General features: G+C 41.3%; 22 protein-coding genes. 6 read left to right on the top strand and 16 right to left on the bottom strand.

The window, feature by feature from the left end; translation table 11 throughout:
• Positions 1-449 precede the first annotated feature (449 nt).
• The 13 genes from DI077_RS17095 to DI077_RS17035 form a co-directional block, all read right to left on the bottom strand.
• Entirely contained in the window at positions 450-1,574 is a 1,125-nt protein-coding gene (locus tag DI077_RS17095) for a Re/Si-specific NAD(P)(+) transhydrogenase subunit alpha (RefSeq protein ID WP_109021489.1), read from the bottom strand.
• Positions 1,571-2,509 carry a UDP-glucuronic acid decarboxylase family protein gene (locus DI077_RS17090; RefSeq protein WP_109021488.1) on the bottom strand — a complete coding sequence of 313 codons (939 nt, stop codon included), beginning with the start codon at positions 2,507-2,509 and terminating at the stop codon, positions 1,571-1,573. Before DI077_RS17090 ends, DI077_RS17095 begins: the two co-directional genes overlap by 4 nt.
• Before the next feature lie 57 nt (positions 2,510-2,566).
• Positions 2,567-3,454 carry a M50 family metallopeptidase gene (locus tag DI077_RS17085; protein ID WP_109021487.1) on the bottom strand — a complete coding sequence of 296 codons (888 nt, stop codon included), beginning with the start codon at positions 3,452-3,454 and terminating at the stop codon, positions 2,567-2,569.
• 18 nt (positions 3,455-3,472) lie between these two features.
• Positions 3,473-5,842 carry a PP2C family protein-serine/threonine phosphatase gene (locus DI077_RS17080; RefSeq protein ID WP_109021486.1) on the bottom strand — a complete coding sequence of 790 codons (2,370 nt, stop codon included), beginning with the start codon at positions 5,840-5,842 and terminating at the stop codon, positions 3,473-3,475.
• Entirely contained in the window at positions 5,839-7,005 is a 1,167-nt protein-coding gene (locus tag DI077_RS17075; RefSeq protein ID WP_242935259.1) for a hypothetical protein, read from the bottom strand. Before DI077_RS17075 ends, DI077_RS17080 begins: the two co-directional genes overlap by 4 nt.
• A gap of 104 nt (positions 7,006-7,109) precedes the next feature.
• Entirely contained in the window at positions 7,110-8,264 is a 1,155-nt protein-coding gene (argJ, locus tag DI077_RS17070) for a bifunctional glutamate N-acetyltransferase/amino-acid acetyltransferase ArgJ (protein ID WP_109021484.1), read from the bottom strand.
• A 51-nt stretch (positions 8,265-8,315) separates the two neighbouring features.
• Entirely contained in the window at positions 8,316-9,680 is a 1,365-nt protein-coding gene (locus tag DI077_RS17065; RefSeq protein ID WP_109021483.1) for a HAMP domain-containing sensor histidine kinase, read from the bottom strand.
• Positions 9,673-10,350: a response regulator gene (locus tag DI077_RS17060; RefSeq protein ID WP_109021482.1), complete on the bottom strand. Its 678-nt coding sequence runs from the start codon at positions 10,348-10,350 to the stop codon at positions 9,673-9,675. Before DI077_RS17060 ends, DI077_RS17065 begins: the two co-directional genes overlap by 8 nt.
• An 88-nt stretch (positions 10,351-10,438) precedes the next feature.
• Positions 10,439-10,849: a hypothetical protein gene (locus DI077_RS17055; RefSeq protein WP_109021481.1), complete on the bottom strand. Its 411-nt coding sequence runs from the start codon at positions 10,847-10,849 to the stop codon at positions 10,439-10,441.
• Positions 10,839-11,189, bottom strand: a complete 351-nt coding sequence (locus DI077_RS17050) for a hypothetical protein (RefSeq protein WP_109021480.1) — start codon at positions 11,187-11,189, stop codon at positions 10,839-10,841. Before DI077_RS17050 ends, DI077_RS17055 begins: the two co-directional genes overlap by 11 nt.
• Positions 11,182-11,658 (bottom strand): RNA polymerase sigma factor, encoded by a 477-nt coding sequence (locus tag DI077_RS17045; RefSeq protein ID WP_109021479.1) that lies wholly within the window; start codon positions 11,656-11,658, stop codon positions 11,182-11,184. Before DI077_RS17045 ends, DI077_RS17050 begins: the two co-directional genes overlap by 8 nt.
• 89 nt (positions 11,659-11,747) lie before the next feature.
• Complete coding sequence (locus DI077_RS17040) at positions 11,748-12,128, bottom strand: DUF6249 domain-containing protein (protein ID WP_109021478.1); 381 nt, start codon at positions 12,126-12,128, stop codon at positions 11,748-11,750.
• Positions 12,125-13,303: a hypothetical protein gene (locus tag DI077_RS17035; protein ID WP_109021477.1), complete on the bottom strand. Its 1,179-nt coding sequence runs from the start codon at positions 13,301-13,303 to the stop codon at positions 12,125-12,127. Before DI077_RS17035 ends, DI077_RS17040 begins: the two co-directional genes overlap by 4 nt.
• A gap of 11 nt (positions 13,304-13,314) precedes the next feature.
• On the opposite strand from DI077_RS17035, the gene DI077_RS17030 reads away from it, so the two are divergent.
• Both DI077_RS17030 and aat read left to right on the top strand, forming a co-directional pair.
• Positions 13,315-14,046 (top strand): hypothetical protein, encoded by a 732-nt coding sequence (locus DI077_RS17030; RefSeq protein WP_109021476.1) that lies wholly within the window; start codon positions 13,315-13,317, stop codon positions 14,044-14,046.
• A complete protein-coding gene (aat, locus tag DI077_RS17025) occupies positions 14,043-14,699 on the top strand; it encodes a leucyl/phenylalanyl-tRNA--protein transferase (protein WP_109021475.1) in 657 nt (218 codons plus the stop codon). Before DI077_RS17030 ends, aat begins: the two co-directional genes overlap by 4 nt.
• Here aat and DI077_RS17020 read toward each other — a convergent pair.
• Both DI077_RS17020 and DI077_RS17015 read right to left on the bottom strand, forming a co-directional pair.
• On the bottom strand, positions 14,686-15,294 hold the full coding sequence (locus tag DI077_RS17020) for a hypothetical protein (RefSeq protein WP_109021474.1): 609 nt from the start codon (positions 15,292-15,294) through the stop codon (positions 14,686-14,688). The genes aat and DI077_RS17020 overlap by 14 nt on opposite strands.
• Before the next feature lie 12 nt (positions 15,295-15,306).
• The gene (locus tag DI077_RS17015; protein WP_109021473.1) at positions 15,307-15,630 is read right to left on the bottom strand and encodes an Mpo1-like protein; all 324 of its coding nucleotides are present in this window, start codon (positions 15,628-15,630) and stop codon (positions 15,307-15,309) included.
• 261 nt (positions 15,631-15,891) lie between these two features.
• On the opposite strand from DI077_RS17015, the gene DI077_RS17010 reads away from it, so the two are divergent.
• On the top strand, positions 15,892-16,179 hold the full coding sequence (locus DI077_RS17010; RefSeq protein ID WP_109021472.1) for an LIC10235 family protein: 288 nt from the start codon (positions 15,892-15,894) through the stop codon (positions 16,177-16,179).
• Between the two features lie 52 nt (positions 16,180-16,231).
• On the opposite strand, the gene DI077_RS17005 is transcribed toward DI077_RS17010, so the two are convergent.
• Entirely contained in the window at positions 16,232-16,405 is a 174-nt protein-coding gene (locus DI077_RS17005) for a DUF1289 domain-containing protein (protein ID WP_109021471.1), read from the bottom strand.
• Positions 16,406-16,483: 78 nt separating this feature from the next.
• Between DI077_RS17005 and DI077_RS17000 the strand changes: the two genes are divergently transcribed.
• Genes DI077_RS17000 through DI077_RS16990 form a run of 3 tightly spaced genes read left to right on the top strand, consistent with a single transcriptional unit; the run spans position 16,484 to position 20,185 of the window.
• On the top strand, positions 16,484-16,990 hold the full coding sequence (locus tag DI077_RS17000; protein WP_109021470.1) for a flagellar protein FlgN: 507 nt from the start codon (positions 16,484-16,486) through the stop codon (positions 16,988-16,990).
• A gap of 11 nt (positions 16,991-17,001) precedes the next feature.
• Positions 17,002-18,915, top strand: coding sequence for a flagellar hook-associated protein FlgK (gene flgK, locus DI077_RS16995; RefSeq protein WP_109021469.1), 1,914 nt, complete (start codon positions 17,002-17,004; stop codon positions 18,913-18,915).
• A gap of 4 nt (positions 18,916-18,919) precedes the next feature.
• Entirely contained in the window at positions 18,920-20,185 is a 1,266-nt protein-coding gene (locus DI077_RS16990; protein WP_242935451.1) for a flagellar hook-associated protein 3, read from the top strand.
• Positions 20,186-20,191: the final 6 nt, after the last annotated feature.

The raw sequence follows: 20,191 nt of genomic DNA, 5'->3' as shown, positions 1-20,191 counted from the left end.
GGCTACTACGGGCTCGCGGATTCCCGCTCGGTCGCCTTATGCGACCAAGGCCCTCCGTATCCCTGGTCGGGGGAAATTATCTAAAATAATCATTGGGACCGGTATTCGTTTGGACGATCAAGGGCAAAAAGGCGAACTTATTTTAAGAAAATTTTTATAACGAAGCGCTTCGCTTTACAAAGGGAAGGTGATGTGGTAAATGGAATGCATTGGGTGGCGGGTGGTTAACCCCACCCAATCTCGATAGGGCGGGGATGGTATACTTAATTATATGACCCACCCCTCGCTTAAAGACACATTCCCCGCGCCAGTGATCGTAGCGGAAATCAAGTAAAGTGACTCACTCTTAAACAAGGAAAACAATTCTCGCGGTGACGAAGGCCAGGATGGCCGAAGTTTTTTCGTCGGAACAGGATGTTCCGCGAAAAAGAGCGAGAAACATCGAACGCCTAACCTAAAAGAGAAAGTATCCCTTTGTGTCGGATGTTTCCCGATTCCGCTATGAGGCAAGCATCGATGATTTCGTCTTCTTTGTTGATTGAGAATTGTTTTTCTTTGTTCACGAAGATCTTTAGGAAATTCACAATGTTCTTTGCATACATTTTGCTCGCATCCATCGGTTGGGAGCTGGGAAGATTGGAATCTCCGATGATCTTAACTCCGTTTTGAATTACTGTTTTATCATTTTCAGTATATTCGCAGTTACCACCGTTGATCGCTGCCAAATCAACGATGACGGAACCCTTTCTCATGGAATTCACCATTTCTTTTGTAATGAGGACAGGAGCTTTTTTCCCGGGAATGAGTGCCGTAGTGATGATGATATCGGCTTTTTCCGCAAACTTTGCGATCGCTTCTTTTTGTTTGTTTTTATAATCTTCCGTTTGTTCGACCGCATAACCACCGCTCTTTGAAGCATCTGCTGCGCCTTCGACTTCCACAAACTTTGCACCGAGAGACATACACTGCTCTTTCACTTCGGGGCGAGTATCGAATACGTCCACTACCGCTCCCAAACGACGGGATGTTGCGATCGCTTGCAATCCCGCAACTCCTGCACCCAAAATCAAAACACGAGCAGGAGTGATTGTCCCTGCGGCAGTGGTAAGCATTGGAAAAAATCGGCTGTAATTTGCTGCTGCAAGAAGTACTGCCTTGTAACCGGAAACGGTTGCTTGCGAACTGAGAACATCCATGGATTGTGCGCGAGTGATTCTCGGAATGGTGTCCATAGAGAAAATTTTGGCTCCGAAACTTGCCAGCTCTTTCGTTTTTTGAGGAAAAGCTAACGGAGACAAGGTGCCGATATAAATTTTATCTTTAGGGATTTGTTTTGCGGAATCCGGATCAATCGGATGAATCGAAATGACCAAATCGGAATCTTTCAAAATTTCATTTCTGGAAAGAATTTTAGCCCCTGCTTTTTCGTAATCCGCATCCGAATAATACGCTTTTTCTCCGGCTTTGGATTCGACTTGGACTGTGAAACCTAATTTCTGTAAGGCGTCAATGACATCCGGGGTAATGGAAACTCTGTTTTCAAAGGAAGGTTCTTGTAAGGCACCGATTTTCATGTATTTAAACTCTTCTTAAAATATTCTATTGTCTTTCTAACTCCGTCAAGCAACGGAACGGTAGGGGCATAATTTAACTTTTCTTTGGCGAGAGAAAGGTTCGGTTTTCTTCTCGCAGGATCGTCTTGAGGGAGAGGTAGGTAGATGATCTTTGATTTGGAACCTACTTCTTTGATGACAAGTTCGGCAAGTTCTTTGACGGTAAACTCACCATCGTTTCCAAGATTGACCGGACCGATGAAATTCTCGGTATTCATCATTTTAATGATTCCGTTTACAAGATCGTCCACATAACAAAAGGATCGTGTTTGACTGCCGTCACCGTAAATGGTAATGTCTTCTCCGCGAATGGCTTGAACGATAAAGTTGCTGACCACTCTGCCGTCATCGGGAATCATTCTCGGCCCGTAAGTATTGAAAATACGGATCACCCTAATGTCTGTTTTGTGTTGGCGGTGGTAGTCGAAACAAAGAGTTTCTGCGACCCTTTTGCCTTCATCATAACAACTGCGGATTCCGATAGGATTTACATTTCCCCAATAACTTTCCGTTTGCGGGTGTTCCAAAGGATTGCCGTAAACTTCGCTAGTAGATGCTTGCAAAATGCGGCCGCGCACTCTTTTCGCAAGACCCAACATATTGGTCATACCCAAGACATTGGTCTTGATGGTTTTGATCGCATTGTGTTGGTAGTGAACCGGGGAAGCAGGACATGCCATATTATAAATCTGATCCACTTCCAATTTGATGGGATCGGTTATATCGTGGCGGATAAGTTCGAATTTGGGATTTGCGAGTAGGTGTTGGATGTTTTCCTTTCTACCTGTGTGGAAATTATCCAGGGAAATTACATGATTTCCTTCCGCAAGGAGTCGTTCACAGAGGTGAGACCCGATAAAGCCCGCGCCACCCGTGATTAAGATACGTTTTGCCATTGAGATTCTATATTTGGGAGGCTTGCCTCTTCGGCAAATTAAAAATTGCCTTCGAAATCAAGTCCTTTGGTCATTTGGTGGGAAATCTGCTAAAAATTCAGGCGGAACTACGACTCCGCTTTCCGGATCGACCCCTCTCTTTTCCAGCCAAAGCTTTGCTTCCGGACTTAGGTCTCCTGGGAATTTTTCAAACCGGTCCAGAGGATTCTGTTCCGCGTGGGCTTCCTCAGGATGGTATTCTCCCAGGGAACCTTTTAGGAAAAAGTAAATGATCCCGATGCTGAGAAGCGACCATAGTGTAGCAATGAGGTAACCTAAGAACAAGACTGCTGCCGGAATTTCTTCATGGTTCAGATCTTCCGGAGTTAACCCCGACATCCAAAAGGCAAGGATCCCTGCGTCCGTTTCATGGAGTCTGTCCGCAAAGTCGGATAAATCATAAATCGAATAGAGAGAAATGCTCGTCCCTAAAAAAACCAAAGTGAGTATTGATATAGATTCGCCTAACATACCTATTACAAGTATGCCTACACCCCAGAAAATTCCGGTGAAATAGGCCAGTTCGCCTAATTTCGAATACAATAAACTAACAGAGATTAAAAACAAACCGAATAAGATCAAGGTTTGTCTTGCATTTCTTCCCGAAAATCCGAGTTTTAAAAGTAATCCGCCTACAAGGGAAGAACCGATATAACCTGCGGAAACCACTAAAATGAAAGAACCTCGAAAAGAAGCAGGTGTGGCGATGGTTTCCCCACCTTCATTTCCGTGTAAGGCGATACCTTTTACCATTCCTCCGGTAAAAAGCGCAGCACTGGCATGGCATATTTCATGTATAAGAACTACGAATTCCTTCAGGTAGGATGTTAAGTGGTGGTCCCAGAAAGCGACCAAGCTTAAGATCAAAGAGAGGAAGATTGCGAATTTGACTGGTTTGTCAGACATAGCCAATTTAATTATCGGCTAGTCTTTGGCAAAGGTGAGAGCAATAAATGTAAGATCGTCCGCTTGTTCTTTCGATCCTCGGAATTGATTGATTTTGGATTCCAGCAAAGGAGGCAGTTCTTTGACGGTTTTATGGTCATTGAAGTGCAAAAATTCGATCAATCCTTCTTCGCCGAAGAGTTCATCCTTTTCACCGAAAGTTTCCGTGATTCCGTCGGAAAATAGAAATAACTTAGTATCCGGCTTCAATTTCAATTCTTGTGCTTGGTAATCCGTTTCCAGAATACCGAGTACTCTTTGCGTTTTCGAATGGGCAATCACCGATCCGTTGGAATCCATTTCCAAAAGCGCCAAATGTCCCGCATTGATAAATTTGAATGTTTTTTCTTTGGAATCCAAAACGCCGCCGAGCAAAGTCATAAACTCATTTCCTTTGTAACGCGCACGAAAGAAGGAATTGATTTCCCGAAACAATCCTTCCAGAGATGTTCCGTTGCGAAGTTGTTCTCTCACGATTCCTTTGATGGCACTCACTAAAAATCCGGTCCCCAGTCCGTGCCCGGCAACATCACCTAACAGAATGATCATTTTACTGGAAGATACAGGAATGAGGTCCAGATAGTCTCCGGAAATTCCTACGGCAGGTTTTGAAAAAAATCCGAATTCGATCCATTTGATATCGCTTGGTAAAATCAAACGTAATGTATTGTCTACGATGGATGCAGTTTGAATGTCCCGGACGATTTTTCTTTTTTGAATTTCAGCTTCCAGTAAGCTGTAATTTTCCAAAAGCATGGAAGTGATCTTAACGATCTCGTTGATAAATTTCAATTCACCTATGGAGAAATATCTTTTATCCGATTTTTCGCCCAATAAAATCATCGCTCTGACTGACTTTTTACTCGCAGACAAATCGTAAACGGGAAAGGCAAGTTGTGTTCCCATTCCTTTTAAAAAATTATATAGAGTTTCCCGGAGACCGATTCCGTATTCCAAATGAGAAGTCACTGTTACACGATCGTTGTTTAAAAAATAATTCCATATTTCGGATTGAGAAGGGATTCGAATGAAGTTTACATTGCGAAGATCCGTTCTTGCAAATTGATCCCCAGGAATCAGGATGATGATATTGTTCACATTCAAAGTATCCATCACGGTTCGATTGATGGATAAAATCGTCTTTCTCATGGACATAGGGGAGGAAATCAGATTTGTAATCGAATCGATTCCTTCCCTTAAAACTTTATTTTTTTCAAAAAACCAATAATCAATCCATTGTTTGGCTTTGAGTTTTACTGGGATGAGATAAGAAGTCAGTATGAATAAAAAGATTAAATTGAAAAACCATCTTTCTTTCAAATAGGGAACAGGAAGAATATAATCCAAAATCAATATCAGAACCACATACGACCCGATTGAGATGGAAACCAACAAAAGAGTGATGATGGTTGGAGTAAAGATAACAAAGGAAGGAACAAAAGTATAACGATAAGTTCCGTAAAAAAAAGTAATGATAAAAAGTATATAAGTAAGAAAGAAAAAGGATCTATGAATAAAAAACCAAGGATGACCGTTGAAAAAAATCAAACTTACGGGTACGCTTATAAAGAGTGCGATGGAAATAAAAAGTGAAATCCGTTTCCATAGTGCTTCATCCTGCGGTTTGATTTTGATCAGATCGGAAATGATTAAAATCAAATTGACGATTCCAAAAACGAGATTTAGTCCGTGTCCTATGGTAGATATCTTTTCCAAGAGTCCCAGATCTTGCGTTTCCTGATTTGCGACTACTGCGACGATAAACGCAATCAGGATCTGAGGTAACAACCATTTGGAATTGATTTCCTTCCCTCGCAAACGATAGATTAGGTGGTAGTGTAAAAACGCTCCGATGTACAATGAAAAGAAAAATAGAAATACGGAATTGTTGTAAGCTAGTAAAAATATATTGGAAAGTAGAATGACGCCCAGATTGAAAAAGAAAGCGAAGATCAACCCGTCCCTTGTGGAATAATAGAAATAAACGGAAGTGATAAGGCTGAAAAAAGCCAAAAACAAATCAAAAAAGAAAATGGAAAGTATATCCAATTTGTTGAACTCAATCAGTTCGAAATAAAATGTTTTGTAATCCCCGTCTTCTTGTAGGATGCGAACCGGGTATTTTTCATCCGTTCTTAAAAATTCCTTTTTTTCGAATTGGGTAAGATCTTCTAAATTCGCTTTTTTCCCCCAGTGTTCGTGACTCTGCGGTCCTATATTGGCAATTAGTCCCGAAGAATAATAAAAGAAAGGAAGTCTGAGCGTGGATTGTTGAATCCCGACAAAAGAAAAAAATAATAATAAAAAAAATAATAACGAGGAAAAAATGGTAATCGCAAATTCTCTCATCCGAATGCACCGTCTTGAAACGTAAACTTGAGAATCGGTTTGCCTGCATGCAGAATCAGGATCGGACCTTTTTCCATGCTGATCATGTTTTTCCAACCGATACTTGCCACCACTTCCTCATTATGACTTTCTCTTGTTATATGAAACTGCAGACCTTCCTGGATCACATACAATTCGCTATAACCCATTTTCCCGATTATAAGTTCGTATCTGTCTTTCCAGTCTAACTTCTGAAAGGTGGTTTGGATCAATGTTTTGATATCCGTAAATCCTTTCAGAACTCTTAATTGGGATTGAGTGTAGACTACGCCTAAGATATAAGACAATATGATTCCGATATGTTGGTAGGTTCTTCCCGCGTTTAAAACAACGAAGAACCAGGAACCGTCTTCGACTTGAAAAAATTCAACCAAGTTTCCATGACTACGAGGATAAGCTTTGATCATCCAACCAGGCAGTTCGGGAATGGTTCCCGTCTCCAGTAGGTTTTGAACTCTTTCCGCATATTCCGCTTCCTTTCTATACTTTTTGTTTTCGGAAATATGAAAAGATAAAATATTATTATGAATGGTCAGTGCCGATTGTCCCGCAAGAAGCGAAAGTGTATGAACCGCTTCCGGATTGGGAATATTGGAAACTGCTAAAAAGCCGAATAATTTTTCTCTGAACAGAAACGGATAAATATAATTCGCATGCAATTCCATAAAGTCATTATTGATTTCCGGCAAATAAATGGCATCTGTAACGGAGGCCCCGTTCTTTTTGCTTTTTAGAAAATCCTGAAAGTTGAGTTTTACGCTGATTTCCTTCGTGGGGCTTAATTTTTTTTGTCTTCCTCGAAAATAAGTATGAAATTCGAAAGTTCCGTTGGGAGAGAGAAGTGCCATCGTTCCCGAATGACTTGCGGTGATTTTCACCATATCGGGAAACACGTGTTTGACTAATGCATCGTAGTTGAATTGTTTGATCGCTTGACGGAATGATTCCGCATCTTCGGTAAGATACTCGGATAAAAATTGAGTTCTTAGCTTTTTTGCAAATCTTTCCATCAAAGGCAAAAAGACGACAATGGATGTTGCCGCGACGAGCACGAGTGCCAGTTCCAAATGATAAGCCATGTTACGCGGGATGTGTTTTAATACGAAATAGTATGTCGTAAACACTATGCCGATATAAGTCGTACGTATCAATATTGTCGTTAAAGATACCTTGAGCTGATAACTCGAAGGTAAAAAGTTCTTTAATAATAATTTGAAACGAAGCAGGTTCATGTTGTATAGTATGCGTTCTCTTTGATATACCCTTCCGTCAGATCACAACTCCAGAAAGTTTTTTCGGTATTTCCGGAACCGAGTTCGACTGTAATGACGATCTCTTCTTCTTTTTTTAGATATTCGGCAATCTTTTGTTTGGTGATCGTATCTGCAGCTTTCACAGGAATCCCACCCAAATAGATGAAAAGTTTGTCATAAGGAATCGGCTCGTCGAAAACTTTGCCGACTGCCATGACAAATCTTCCCCAGTTCGGATCTCCTCCGTAAATTGCAGTTTTGATCAGGGGAGAATTGAGAATGGATTTTCCGATTTTCGTAGCTTGGCTATCGTCTCTCGCTCCTTTAACGGTGAGCTCCAAAAGTTTAGTGGCACCTTCTCCGTCACGAGCGATCTTTTTGGAAAGTTCGATCGCAATTGATTCCAAATGTCTGTAAAATACTTCATCGGGCAATGTTCCCAAAATACCGGAACACATAAGTACCACAGTGTCACTTGTGGACGTATCGGAATCGATGGTGATACAATTGTAAGAACGATCCACCGCTTTCCGCAAAAGCCCTTTCAAATCGCCCGACTCAGGCAAATAATCGGATAAGATATAAGATAACATCGTCGCCATATTCGGCTCGATCATTCCCGCACCTTTGGCCATGCCGAAGATCACGCCCGTTTCCCTATCCTTTGTGATTTCCCGATAGGCGATTTTTTTGCGGGTATCGGTAGTCATAATGGCTTCCGCTACTTCTTCCAAGTTTCCGGGCTTTAAGTATTGTTTGGCGTCTTTACATGCGGATAGAATTTTTTCCATCGGAAGAGGAACTCCGATCACTCCGGTGGAGGAAGGTAGAACATCCGTCGTTTTGATAGAAAGTGATTTTGCAACTTCTTCGCAGATTTGATAAGAATTCCGAACTCCCTGTTCTCCGGTTGCTACATTCGAGTTTTTGGAATTGATGACGATGGCTTGCAAGAGTCCGTCTTGAATATGATCGCGTCCTACGATGATGGGAGCGCCGGGATAATTATTTCTGGTGAATACGGCTGCCGCCTGACAAACATTCTCCGAATAGATGACTGAAAAATCCAAAGTATTGTCTTTGATTCCGATGTTTCGGCCGAAAGAAAAAAATCCAAGTGGGTATCGCATAAAAGTTTCCAAAAGTACCAAGATCTTGACAGATCTTACTCTTACTAGACCTTATTTTTTGGGAAACTCAAATGTAAAAATAGACCCTCCTTTCGGGTTTGGGGAGACGAATACTTCCCCGGAATGTAGCCTTGCAATGTGTTTTACTATGGATAATCCGAGACCTGTTCCGCCTTCTTTTCTGGAACGATTCATATCCACCCGAAAGAACCTTTCGAAGATCCGTTCCGAATCCGCTGTTGAAATTCCGATGCCTTGGTCGATGACTTGGATGCGATACCGATCGAAAGTCTCTTCCGCTTTTACCATAACAATGGAACCTTCCGGAGAATAAGCGGAAGCATTTGTAATTAAATTTACTAGTACATGTTCCATCAGGACCATATCGGCGTGAACCAAAAGGGAAGGAGCCACATCAAAAACCAGGTTTTGATTTTTTTTGGAAAAAATCACACCTACCGAATCCGCTACACTTTGGATCAGATCCGCTATGGGAAAAGATTGGCTTTGCAAAATGGTTTTGTGGTTTTCCAAACGGGAAATCGTTAACATATCTTCTACGATCCGAACCATCCTGTCTGTATTTCTCAAGATAGCATCTAAGAATTTTTTTTCATTTGAATTTTCGGGAAGATTCAATCTGTATTCGAGAGTTTCCGCATAACCTTTGATAGATGTTATGGGAGTTTTCAATTCATGGGATGCATTCTGAAAAAATTGTTCTCTGATGAGTTGGTTTTGTCTGTCTTCCGTAATGTCTAAGATGACCCCGATGTACAAATAAATGATTTCGTTGGATTTGATGGGATAAATTCGAACATTATAATAATGATTGCCTTCCTGGAACTCGGATCTTCCTTCCAAACCTTTTTTGATTTTGGTTTCGATGAATTGCAATAGCTCCCTGTTTTTCACCGAGTTTTGGATGTCTTTGAATTGCGAATTTTCAGAAATGATGGAGGAAGGAATGTTACGGTTTAAAAATAAAAATTTTCTATTTCCGTCGATGGCAAAGACCCCTTCTTTCAGGTTTTGCAAAAGTGAATTGAATTTTTCCTTTTCAACGGTAAGATCCAAAAATTGGTTTTTCAATCGTCTTGCCATTTCATTGATAGAGATGGTGAGATTGGCTAGCTCGCGAATTTCCGGATAGGAAAGTTCGACACCGAAGTCTCCCGCGTTGATCTCTTTGGTTTTTCTTTCCACAAGAGAAAGAGGATCGGTCACTTTGCGTGCGATGGTGATGGAAGTATAAAATGTTCCGAAGATAGCGATGAGTACGTAGAGAAAAAAGATGAGAGGTCGGAATTCGGGGCGAATCAGATCTTCAACGAAGATCACTCCCGCAGCTAATAAGAGTAAAACGAGAAGCAGGCCCCAGTTGAGTAGAAGTAGTGTGGAGAAAAAACTACGCATCCCGGAAACGATATCCGACTCCACGGATGGTTTCCAGTCTTTCTTTTTCACTCAGCAATTTATCTCGGAGTCTTTTGATATTTACATCAACAGTTCTGTCAGTGACAAATACATCCTTTCCCCAAATCCGATCCAATAATTTGTCCCGTGAAAAAGCTACTCCCGTGTTAGAAGCAAAAAGTTGTAAAATTTTAAATTCGATTAAGGTAAGATCGATTTCTTTTCCATCTACATATACTTTATGCGCGGTGGGATTGATTTGAATTTTTCCGGTGGAAACTGTTCCTACATTTTCCGTTGCGGCACCGTCCGCCTGTCTTCTGGTTACGGTTCTGACTCTTGCGATCAACTCACGAATGTTAAATGGTTTTCGGATATAATCGTCGGCACCAAGTTCCAAACCGAGAACCACATCGGTTTCGCCGGTTTTTGCAGTTACCATAATGATAGGGATCTGAGGGTATTTTTCTTTGATCCGTTTGCAAAGATCCATTCCACCGATGCCGGGAAGCATCAAGTCCAGAATGATCCCGTCCGGTAGATTTTTTTCCAAACGGGGAAGAACTTCCATCCCGTTATGGCATACTTCCACCTGGAATCCTTCTTCCTCTAAATGGAACTGAATCAGTCCTGCTATGTCTTCTTCGTCATCAACAACCAAGATTTTCATGAATTAAGATTACAATAACGATAAAACATTACAATTTAATTACAAAACGGTTACATGCTTGCAAATTATAGAAAGAGAAAACGGGGAACTAGGAAAGTTCGTTTATGTCTTGAATCGCTTTTCTTTGGCGAATCAAAAGAAAACTTAAAAAACCTAAAAATAGAAAAAGTCCCAGGCCGTAGACCCAAAGTAGGTTTTTCAAACGCGCTTGTTCTTTCTCGATGGCTTGCATTTCTTCCAAGTGAGAGATGAGAAAGTAAAAATGATCGATCTTTGGGTATTTTTCCTTAGCTTCGCTTCGGATTTGAGTGATGAGTTCTTTGGTCTCTTCTTTGCTTAATTTTTCCAAAATCGGAAAGGTTTTTTCCAGATCCATTTCCAAAAATTCTTTGGCTGTGGGGAGAACTGCGGTCGAAGATTTTTCTTCCGCAAGAAGGGAAATGGAGGAACAAAAAAGGAAGATTAAAACTAAGGAACTAAATCGGAAATCAGACTTCATGAAAACCAAGTTTTTCTTTCCATTCTTTTAAGAAAGGAATTCGCGTGTTCATAATCAAAAATCCCAATACCAAACAGTAAAAACAAAAAAACAAACTGGAGCTGATCAGGATGGGCATCAAAGAATAAACGGAACCAAATAGTTGTTTGCCGAAGTACAAAGTGCCCAAAGGTATGAGAAACAAAGTAAATGAAAACAAAATCCCTGAGATTAAAAAATTCAAAGGTAAAATTTCGGACAGCACCCTGAAACGAAGATTAGGTGATCCTGGCTGGTTCTTTAATAGAGGATCGGGAGAAAGAAAAAATACTTCAGGATTTTCATGAGCACGTCTATTCATGTTGCCACCATTTCCGAATCAGGTCCTTTCCCCGTGAGATATGGCTTTTGATGGTATTGATTTTGATGTCCATATCCAGAGAGATTTCTTTCAAAGATCTATTTTCAAAATAATGCAATATGATGGGTCTTTGGTAAACAAGTGGCAAACGGGAGATCAACTGTCTGAGTAAATTTCCCTCTTCTTCTTTTGCCAAATCTTCCGCAAAGGAAGACTGACTCACAGTGCTCGGATGGGATTCGTGGGATTCATCCAATGTATGAACGATCGGTTTTTTCTTTTTAAAATGGCGTGAGATTTCGTTGCGGGCGATTTGAAAGAGCCAAGTGGAAAACTGTGCTTCCCCCCGGAACGTACTGAGTGCTTCGTAAGCTTTTAGAAAAACTTCCTGAGTGAAGTCTTCCGCTTCCTCTTGCGTAGAGAAAGCTTTCGAAGCTTGTGAAAATACCATACCTTGGTAACGTTTCATCAAACGTTCAAACTGAGAAACATTTCCGCCTAGGATTGCTTGGATGGAATCCCAATCTTCCTGGTTGCAGGCCCTTTCCGGGGCGGCGGTTATTTGCTTAGTTTGTAGAAGGTCAATAGACCTAACCCAATTGCGAATGGTATTAACCCTCCCATCATCGCCATGGATCTTCCCAAGACGAGTATAAATACAAATGATAGTGCAAATCCCGTGAATGTCAACAAAAGACCCAGGAAAAAGGAATAGGCCCTTAGATCAAAGGACCAGGGCTTGAATTGGCCTGTTTGGATCAGTGCCATTTTCTGGTTATGCCACCATTTGAAGAGAAAGAACAAAAGTGTGGTTCCGAAAATGATCCCGATATTGGGAACCATATAGAGAATGAATTTATATGAGGAACGTTCTTCCCCGAGTGCCGTTTTGATATCCGTCAGACTTCGTAAAATCGATTCGTATTGTTCCGGTGTCATGTTACCTCCTTGTCAATCAGAGTAGATGCGTAACTTGCCAAAAGTGACATACCTTCCTGTCTGTCACATTGAAAAATTTGAACTCCTATGCTGTGATTTTCGGACTCGGTATTTGCCAGTTTGATACTTCTTAAACTTCCGTAAAATGTATAAGGAAGGGAATTGATTTCAATTTGAAAGGAAACGGGAGAACCTGCTGTTTTTGTTGCGATCGATTCTTTATCTTTGATGTAGATTCCGATGCCTGCCCCGTCTTGGCTGATGTCCCGGATCAAACCCTGATCCGCAATCTGAACCCAATCTTTCGCATAGGCAAATTCCATTTGAAATACGAATTCTTCCGCACGTGCATCCAGAAACTCCAGAAGCGGTCCAATACCTTGGGGACCTGTGATGGCATCTTGCAGTGCCGCATTTCCGAGATCCGGTAAATTGCTTAAGACTTCAAAATAACCTAACAGTATTTTGCTTGTAGAAAAAAAAGGAACGATTAGTGCCGATTTGATATTGTTCAACAGATGGTTGTCCAAAATGGATTTAACATACTGATCGTTTAGTTTTTTAGGGGAAAAAAATGCATTTTCCGTATAGAAGATTTTGCGATTTGAGTCTCTCAGATAATAAGGTGCTTTGGATGTGGCAAGCGCTTCCATCAAAGGAGTGTCCGCCGCATAAAAAAATCCTATGTTTACTCTTTTGATAAAGTAACCGTAGTTAGTTAGTGACTGCTCCAAGTGAATTTGCCATTGATTGAGTATTTGATTGATCAGAGATGTTTTTCCGTAAAGAGAAATGATAGTGCCTATGTCGGCAGTAGGTGCCATCTGAATCTTATGGGCTGTGATGGAATCGATCGTCGCTCGTTTGGAAGAACGTTCCAAAGGTTCAATCAGAGCCTCTGTCACTTGGAAAAGATCTTCCAGATAGGGATTTGCCAATTTGACTTTGAGTTCCACTCTGTTTTCTTTCAAAACACATACAAGAGAGGACGGTTTGTCGGTAAGTGGTTCGCCTGAGACCAATGTAAAATGAACTGATTTTAAAATATCATTTACAGTGATCGGATTTACTACTTGGTATTTTTTTTGGGAAGCCGGATCAGTCAATGTGGTGGATGCTAATTTTGAAAGTATCCCTAAAACAGTTCGTTGGTCGGTCAGTCTGTATTTTTTCATGTCTAAACAATATGTTTCGTAAAATCATACTATCTTTCTTAATTTTTCCATCGTTTTTCCCTATTTGGTCGGAAAAACCCACATTTCAATATTTTGGAAAAGCTTATGATTTGAATTCGGGCAAATACGTTTACTCAGACAATCACTCGGAGTTTTTTACAGGCGGAAAACACCAACGGTCTGAAGTTATATACAAAGATGCCGCCGGAAATCCCTTCGCAAAAAAATACATTCACTACGATCAAAATCCGTTGGTGCCTACGTTTAGTACGGAAGATTATAGAGACGGATATCTGGAAGGTGCAGATGTAAAAGGCAAACAGGTTCGTCTTTATTATAAAAGAAAAAAAGAAGATTCTTTGGAAGAAAAAACATACCTTCCTGCTTATCCTGCCGTGATGGACGGAGGCTTTGATCATTTTGTCCGCGAGTATTGGGATAAACTAACTCGAGGAGAGAGAATGAGTTTTCGATTTCTGGTTCCGGTTCAATTGGATGATTATTTATTTGCAGTAGAAAAAATCAAAGATGAGGATCGAAACGGAAGAAAGGCGATTTACGTAAAATTGGAAATTGATAATTTTATTCTGAAGAGACTGATTAAACCCATTTTACTTGTATATGATTACAAGACAAAACGTATCCTTCAGTATGAAGGTATTTCCAATATCAATGATGAAAATGGAAAAAGTCTGAAAGTGAAAATTGTTTATGATTATCCGAAGGAAATTCTCGTAGATTGACGCAAAGAAATTTTGAACAGTTCTTTAAAAACCCGAGGGAAGCGAAAGAAGATCTGATCGCTGTCGGTGGAGATTTTAGCGTTGAACGGTTGTTATATGCGTATACCCATGGAATTTTTCCCTGGTCGGAAGATCCGATTCGTTGGTACTGCCTGGATCCGAGAGCGATCTTCGATTTAAACAACACCCATTTTTCCAAGACGGTTCAGAGAAAGATCAGGCAAGGAATCTATCGGATCAGTTTCAACGAGGCCTTTGAAGCGGTTATGCAGGGTTGCGCTTACCGGGAAAAGGACAATACCTGGATCACCAGAGGATTTTATAAAGGATACTGCCAATTGCACCGTTTGGGCTGGGCCCACAGTGTAGAGGCGTGGAATGAGAAAAATGAACTGGTCGGCGGAGTGTATGGAGTGGCGATCGGTAGGTTTTTTGCCGGAGAGTCCATGTTTGCTTTTCAGTCGGATGCGGGAAAAGTCGCACTTTATCATTTGTTCGAAAAGCTGAAAACAAGCGAATTCAGTCTTTTTGATACCCAGCAACTAAATCATGTTACATGGACGTTGGGTGCGTATGAGATTCCCAAAAACTCCTATCTGGATAGATTGCAAAAAGCGATCGTTCCTTCGGAAAAGTGGATCATTCCACGGTAATCTTATTCAATTCATCCAATTCCAGTTTCCAAGTTCGGACCAAATCTTCTAAAAAGGTTTTTCTGTCTTTTTCTTCCGATTTTTCCGTTGAGAACGGATCTGTCCGGGAATGTTTTTTTAAAACTTCTTTTGCCTTTGCCATATCCATGGAAGTTCGGAAGATCTCGAACTCCTGTATTCCTACATCCGGATGAGCTTCGTCTTTTACATACAGAGGTTTAACAAGACTTAAGCGAATATCGGAAATAGAGTAGGGGGAAAAAGCAAATAGGCTTTTTGCGGAATACAAAGCATGGAGCATAGTTGTGTTAGTTCTGTACTCTTTTTGAGAAGAAAATGTCAAAGCGGAGGAACCGCCATAACTTATCTCAAGAATTTGATTTTTCGACACAGGATCGGTAGTAATTTTCCATTCTTTCAACTCATATTCAAAAATAAGAGGGATCAGTTGTGCCGTGGCTTCTTCCACTCCTATTTGTTTGTTCGCATGTATTGTTATTATTTTTTCTTTACTCGCGCCGGAAGGAGTGCATCCTAAAAAATAAATAAACGTTAAAAACAAACAAATGGGAGTAGTGTAAACTTTCAGATTCATATCCTCTGGGTATTACTTCGGAATTTTGCCCACTAACATGCGTCCATACATCATCCAATCGGAAATAAAAGAAAGGAAAGGGTATTTGAATGTGGCCGGGCGGTTTTTTTCGATAAAGAAATGGCCAATCCATGCAAATAGGTATCCGGAAAACAACGCCAGACCCAAAGCGATCCAATTGCCTGAAGAGATAAAGGCAAAGATAAACCCAAGGGCAAGCGACGATCCGATAAAATGTAAGGCTCGATTCACTGCATTGCTATGTTCGGTTAAATAGAAGGGAAAGAACTCAGTTAGGTTTTTGTACTTTTTAGTATTAACATCTGTGGTGCTCATAATCTATATCCTTTTGACAGAACTATAGAATACCCTAAATAAAACATATGCCAATAAAAATTTGCACACTATTTCGGGATTTAAACTAATATTTGAACAGAGTTCATCATATTGAATTTTCTTGTTTTTTCGTAATCTGATAAAAGTTAAGCGGAATCAAAAATTATGTTGCGCGTTAGAGGGCCATACCTAATATGCATTAATATTTTAAAATATAACACAGAAAGACGCTGAAAAAAAGCTTGTGAATTAGAGGTGCCAATGAAACCAAAATCAATCAAATCCGACGAACTATCGAAAATTTTCTCCGACTTGAAAAAAGGCGAAGAGTCATCCATCGGAAGTTATTTGATTAAAGGTGTTCGTCTACAAATTAGTAAATTCAATCTGTCCGGAGCAGAGAGAGTTCAACTGCTTTACAAAAGAAGAAGAACGCAAGGTCTCTGCATTGTATGCGGAAAGAAAGTTACTAAAAAAAATGCATCAACCGGTCAACTGTACCGTTTATGCGAAGACCATAGAAACAAAATCGACAAAGGAACCAAATAATCCGGGTTCTATCTATAACTGTAGCTCTGGCTTTCCCGCCAGGGTTTTCTTATCAGCCTCCAGCATTCTCCTTCCTTTTTTCCAATTTCTCCCAAACGATCGCCTTCTCTTCATCGGAATACTGAGACCAAAGCCCGATTTCCTCCAATGTACGAAAACATCCCGCACATAGATCCGTATCCGGATCCATCATACATACCTTGGTACATGGCGATTTTTGTGACATAGTGACGGAAATAGTAAATTTTTATAAATTTTCCTAAGCCCATTTTCAATTCCGTCGATCCTTCAATTGAGGGAACGCATGTTGGATTGGGTAGAATCGCTTAGAAGTCTGTTTACTAATGAAATAGACTGTTACAAACGGCTTCTGGATTGGGAAGGCAAAAAAAGACAGGCGATCCATAGCGCCGATGGCAGAGCTCTCGAATCTTGTGTCAAAGAGAGCTACCACGTAATGGTAGAGGCATCGGAATTGGAACGAATTCGTATGAAAACGATCCAGGAAGTTTACGAAAAAGAAAAATTCGAAAACAAAGAAATCACATTAACCAATTTTTTAAATCAAATGGATAGGGATTCCAATTATAAACTGAAGGGTTTTGCACAAGAGTTGAAGAGCGTAGTGCAAGAATTGAAAGAAGCGATTATAGTGAACGATAAATTGCTTCGTACCCGTAAGGATTTCCTACAAAAAACAATCGATACCCTTCATGAACACGAAAGGGAAAAAGTTTATACATCGAGTAAACAACCGATTCGGCGAGGGCAGGGCCAACAGAGCGCGGTCATTTTGAACGCGACTGCCTAGGAGTTTAAACTATGGGATCCACATTTCAAGGAATCGAAATCGGAAAACGGGGATTGTCTGCCCACCAGCAAGCACTCCAAACTACCGGTCATAACATATCCAACGCAGATAACAAACATTATGCTAGACAAAGAGTAGTGATGAATAGCATGGACCCGATCTACGAGCCGGCACTCAATCGTGCCGAGGTGGCGGGACAGATCGGGCAGGGTGTAAAAGTTGCTGAGATCGAAAGGGTTCGGGACAATTTCATAGATGATCGTATCGTTGAATCTTCTTCTACTAAAGACTATTGGGGCAAAAAGAACGATTATCTTTACCAGGTAGAAACTGTTTTCAACGAACCATCCGGCACTACACTTCGTGCTTTGATGGACAATTTTTGGTCCGCTTGGGAAGACCTTTCCAGCTATCCGGAAGAGACGGCCCATAGAGCTGTCGTTCAGGAAAAGGCGGAAGGTCTGGGAAGCAGAATGGAAGACGTATTCCGCAAACTATCCCAGCTCAGAGAACAAGCCAACCGGGAAGTGGAATCGAAAGTACATCATCTCAATACAGTTGCTGAAAATATCAAATCTTTGAATGAAAAGATTGGGAAATCACAAGCATTAGGTGACAATCCGAACGATTTACTAGATAGAAGAGACGAACTTTTGCAAGAACTTGCAGGGATGGTGGATATCACTATCGGAAGAAGCGATGAAGACGAGCTTATGGTTTTCATCGGCCAACAGATTCTCGTGCAAGGGCAAAAGGTCCACAAAATCGACCTTGTAGGTAATCCGGCGAACGACGGTTTGTTGGATATGAAATGGTCTGAGACCGGTAAGGAAGTGTTGCTTCGCAAAGGAAGTATTCAGGCACTTTACGAAATCAGAGACAATATCCTTGTAGAAAAGATCAATTCCGTAGACGCACTTGCCATCAATGCGATGGACGTCATCAACGAGATCCATAAAGACGGATTCGGTTTGAACGGAAAAACGAACCTAAGTTTCTTTGAAGAAAAGAGCCTTGCTACGAATACGTTTGGAGAAATTGACACGGACGGGGATGGTCTGAACGACAAAACAGCAATCTTCCGCGTTACCGGTAGAACTTCCATCGACCCGGATCGTCCGATCGGGATCAGCGGAACCATGCGTTTTTTGAAAGCGACCGCTCTGGGGGAAGAGGAAGTTCTGGTTCCTTATTCCAAAGACGATACATTGAATGCAGTCATCAAAAGAATCAACCGCTCCGAAACAGGTGTGGTCGCTTACATGTCGCATGACAACCAATTGGCGTTGAAATCGACGACTCAGGCTCATGACAAAAAAGAAAATTTCATGATCCGTCACTTGGAAGACTCGGGGGAACTGTTAGTAGGTTTGACGGGGATTCTTTCCGCGACCGGATCGGCAGGATCTTTTGATTATCGCAAACTCGGCGAAATCAATAAATTCCAAGCAAATTCACAAGATGTGACTCTCACTCCCATGTTTCATCCTTCCGCTTTTTTTCATATGTCTGCGGATGTGAAAAACAACCCGGCTAACATTGCAGCGGCGAGAGGTAAAGATGTGGGTGGTACGGGAGATTACAATTCTCCTCACGGTCACAAAGACGGAACGAATGCGCTTCTCATTGCGGCGGCCCTTCGGGAAAAACCTGTGATGTTCGATTATTCGAAAACCACGGATGATTTTTACAACTCGTTGATTTCCAAATTGGGAACAGAGGCACGCGAAGCAAAACAGGAATATACCACTCAAAGTGAGTTGATGGTAGAATTGGAAAATATGCGCCAATCAGTGATGGGTGTGAATTTGGACGAAGAGATGGCGAATATGGTTCAGTTCCAACAATCATATAATGCATCCGCACGTATGATTTCCACACTCAATGAAATGTTGGACACCATTATCAATAGGTTAGGTGTATAGTATGATACGTATCACCAATATGATGCAAAATAACTCTCTGGTGCGAAACTTGAATCGTCACCAGGTGGCTATGGATGAAACCCAAAACCAATTGGGCACAGGTTTGAAAATCCGTAAACCTTCCGATGATCCGGGTGCTGCAACCAATCAGATGTTTTTTCGTTCCCGGTTGAACGAACTTTCCCAATTCGAAGAAAACATCGGAGACGGATACCAAAGATTGCAACAGGTAGACGGAGTTCTGGACAAGATGGGAGAAATCTTCCAAAGAGTCAGAGTTCTTACCGTTCAGGCGGGAAATGGTATCTACCAAGGGGACAAAGGTTTCGAATTGGAAGTGGCAATCGGTAAGGAGATTGACCAACATTTGAGAGCCATTGTTGATCTTGCCAATGCAAGAGACGCCACCGGCCAACCTTTGTTTGGCGGATTTGTTACGGAACGTCCTCCTTTCGAACCGATTGAATCCAAGATCAAAGGCCTTCAGGGATTGGAACTCAAAAACCAATATGTAGGTGTGGAATATCGGGGAGATATCGGAGAACAACTACGTGAGATCGAAAAAGGGGAATACATTCCTGTTACGATTCCCGGCAACAAAGTATTTTGGGGAACCAACGTAAGTGTTACCAGTCGTGTGGACAACTCTTCCTATCAGGCGACTTCCGATCAAATTTTCAAAATCGACGGAGTGGAAGTTCATATCTCCGTAGGAGATACGATTGATGACATCATTGATAAGATCAATAACTCTCCCTTGGAAGTAAAGGCAAGTAAACTTGCTCAAGATAATATTTCCATTTCATCGACAGCACCTCATCAGATTTGGATGGAAGATGTAGCAGGCGGAACCGTGTTGAAAGACATCGGTCTCATCGAACCATCCGCCAGCGAACCACCGAATAACTATTCTAAGTCGGCAACGGTAACTGGGCTTTCCGTATTCGATGTACTTATCCAACTTCGTAACGATTTGATTCAAAAAGATCAGGAGAGAATCGGGGGAAGGGATCTGGGAGATCTGGATCTTGCCTTGGAAAATATCCTGCGTCATCGTGCAACAGTCGGTGCCAGAATGAATCGTATGGAAGAACATGAAGATCGTGTATCTTACGATAAAATGTACATGACGGAACTTCTTGCTAAAAACGAAGGGATTGATTTTCCGGAGACCATCATGAATATGAAATGGCTCGAAACCATCCACGGATACGCACTCAATGTGGGTTCCAGAATCATCAAACCTTCTCTTATGGATTTTCTTCGTTAGGATTTT

Origin of the sequence: Leptospira kobayashii, from assembly GCF_003114835.2 — a bacterium.
GTDB lineage: Bacteria > Spirochaetota > Leptospiria > Leptospirales > Leptospiraceae > Leptospira_A > Leptospira_A kobayashii.
This window is presented reverse-complemented; position numbering and strand designations above follow the sequence as displayed.

Excerpts from the sequence above, each read along its gene's own strand:
- argJ (WP_109021484.1), bottom strand. The coding sequence starts at position 8,264 with ATGCGATACCCACTTGGATTTTTTTCTTTCGGCCGAAACATCGGAATC.
- DI077_RS17045 (WP_109021479.1), bottom strand. The coding sequence starts at position 11,658 with ATGAAACGTTACCAAGGTATGGTATTTTCACAAGCTTCGAAAGCTTTC.
- DI077_RS17085 (WP_109021487.1), bottom strand. The coding sequence starts at position 3,454 with ATGTCTGACAAACCAGTCAAATTCGCAATCTTCCTCTCTTTGATCTTA.
- DI077_RS17080 (WP_109021486.1), bottom strand. The coding sequence starts at position 5,842 with ATGAGAGAATTTGCGATTACCATTTTTTCCTCGTTATTATTTTTTTTA.
- DI077_RS17060 (WP_109021482.1), bottom strand. The coding sequence starts at position 10,350 with ATGAAAATCTTGGTTGTTGATGACGAAGAAGACATAGCAGGACTGATT.
- DI077_RS17005 (WP_109021471.1), bottom strand. The coding sequence starts at position 16,405 with ATGTCACAAAAATCGCCATGTACCAAGGTATGTATGATGGATCCGGAT.
- DI077_RS17020 (WP_109021474.1), bottom strand. The coding sequence starts at position 15,294 with ATGAATCTGAAAGTTTACACTACTCCCATTTGTTTGTTTTTAACGTTT.
- DI077_RS17035 (WP_109021477.1), bottom strand. The coding sequence starts at position 13,303 with ATGAAAAAATACAGACTGACCGACCAACGAACTGTTTTAGGGATACTT.
- DI077_RS17040 (WP_109021478.1), bottom strand. The coding sequence starts at position 12,128 with ATGACACCGGAACAATACGAATCGATTTTACGAAGTCTGACGGATATC.
- DI077_RS17010 (WP_109021472.1), top strand. The coding sequence starts at position 15,892 with ATGAAACCAAAATCAATCAAATCCGACGAACTATCGAAAATTTTCTCC.
- DI077_RS17090 (WP_109021488.1), bottom strand. The coding sequence starts at position 2,509 with ATGGCAAAACGTATCTTAATCACGGGTGGCGCGGGCTTTATCGGGTCT.
- DI077_RS17000 (WP_109021470.1), top strand. The coding sequence starts at position 16,484 with ATGTTGGATTGGGTAGAATCGCTTAGAAGTCTGTTTACTAATGAAATA.
- DI077_RS17050 (WP_109021480.1), bottom strand. The coding sequence starts at position 11,189 with ATGAATAGACGTGCTCATGAAAATCCTGAAGTATTTTTTCTTTCTCCC.
- DI077_RS17030 (WP_109021476.1), top strand. The coding sequence starts at position 13,315 with ATGTTTCGTAAAATCATACTATCTTTCTTAATTTTTCCATCGTTTTTC.
- DI077_RS17055 (WP_109021481.1), bottom strand. The coding sequence starts at position 10,849 with ATGAAGTCTGATTTCCGATTTAGTTCCTTAGTTTTAATCTTCCTTTTT.
- flgK (WP_109021469.1), top strand. The coding sequence starts at position 17,002 with ATGGGATCCACATTTCAAGGAATCGAAATCGGAAAACGGGGATTGTCT.
- DI077_RS17015 (WP_109021473.1), bottom strand. The coding sequence starts at position 15,630 with ATGAGCACCACAGATGTTAATACTAAAAAGTACAAAAACCTAACTGAG.
- DI077_RS17095 (WP_109021489.1), bottom strand. The coding sequence starts at position 1,574 with ATGAAAATCGGTGCCTTACAAGAACCTTCCTTTGAAAACAGAGTTTCC.
- DI077_RS17065 (WP_109021483.1), bottom strand. The coding sequence starts at position 9,680 with ATGCGTAGTTTTTTCTCCACACTACTTCTACTCAACTGGGGCCTGCTT.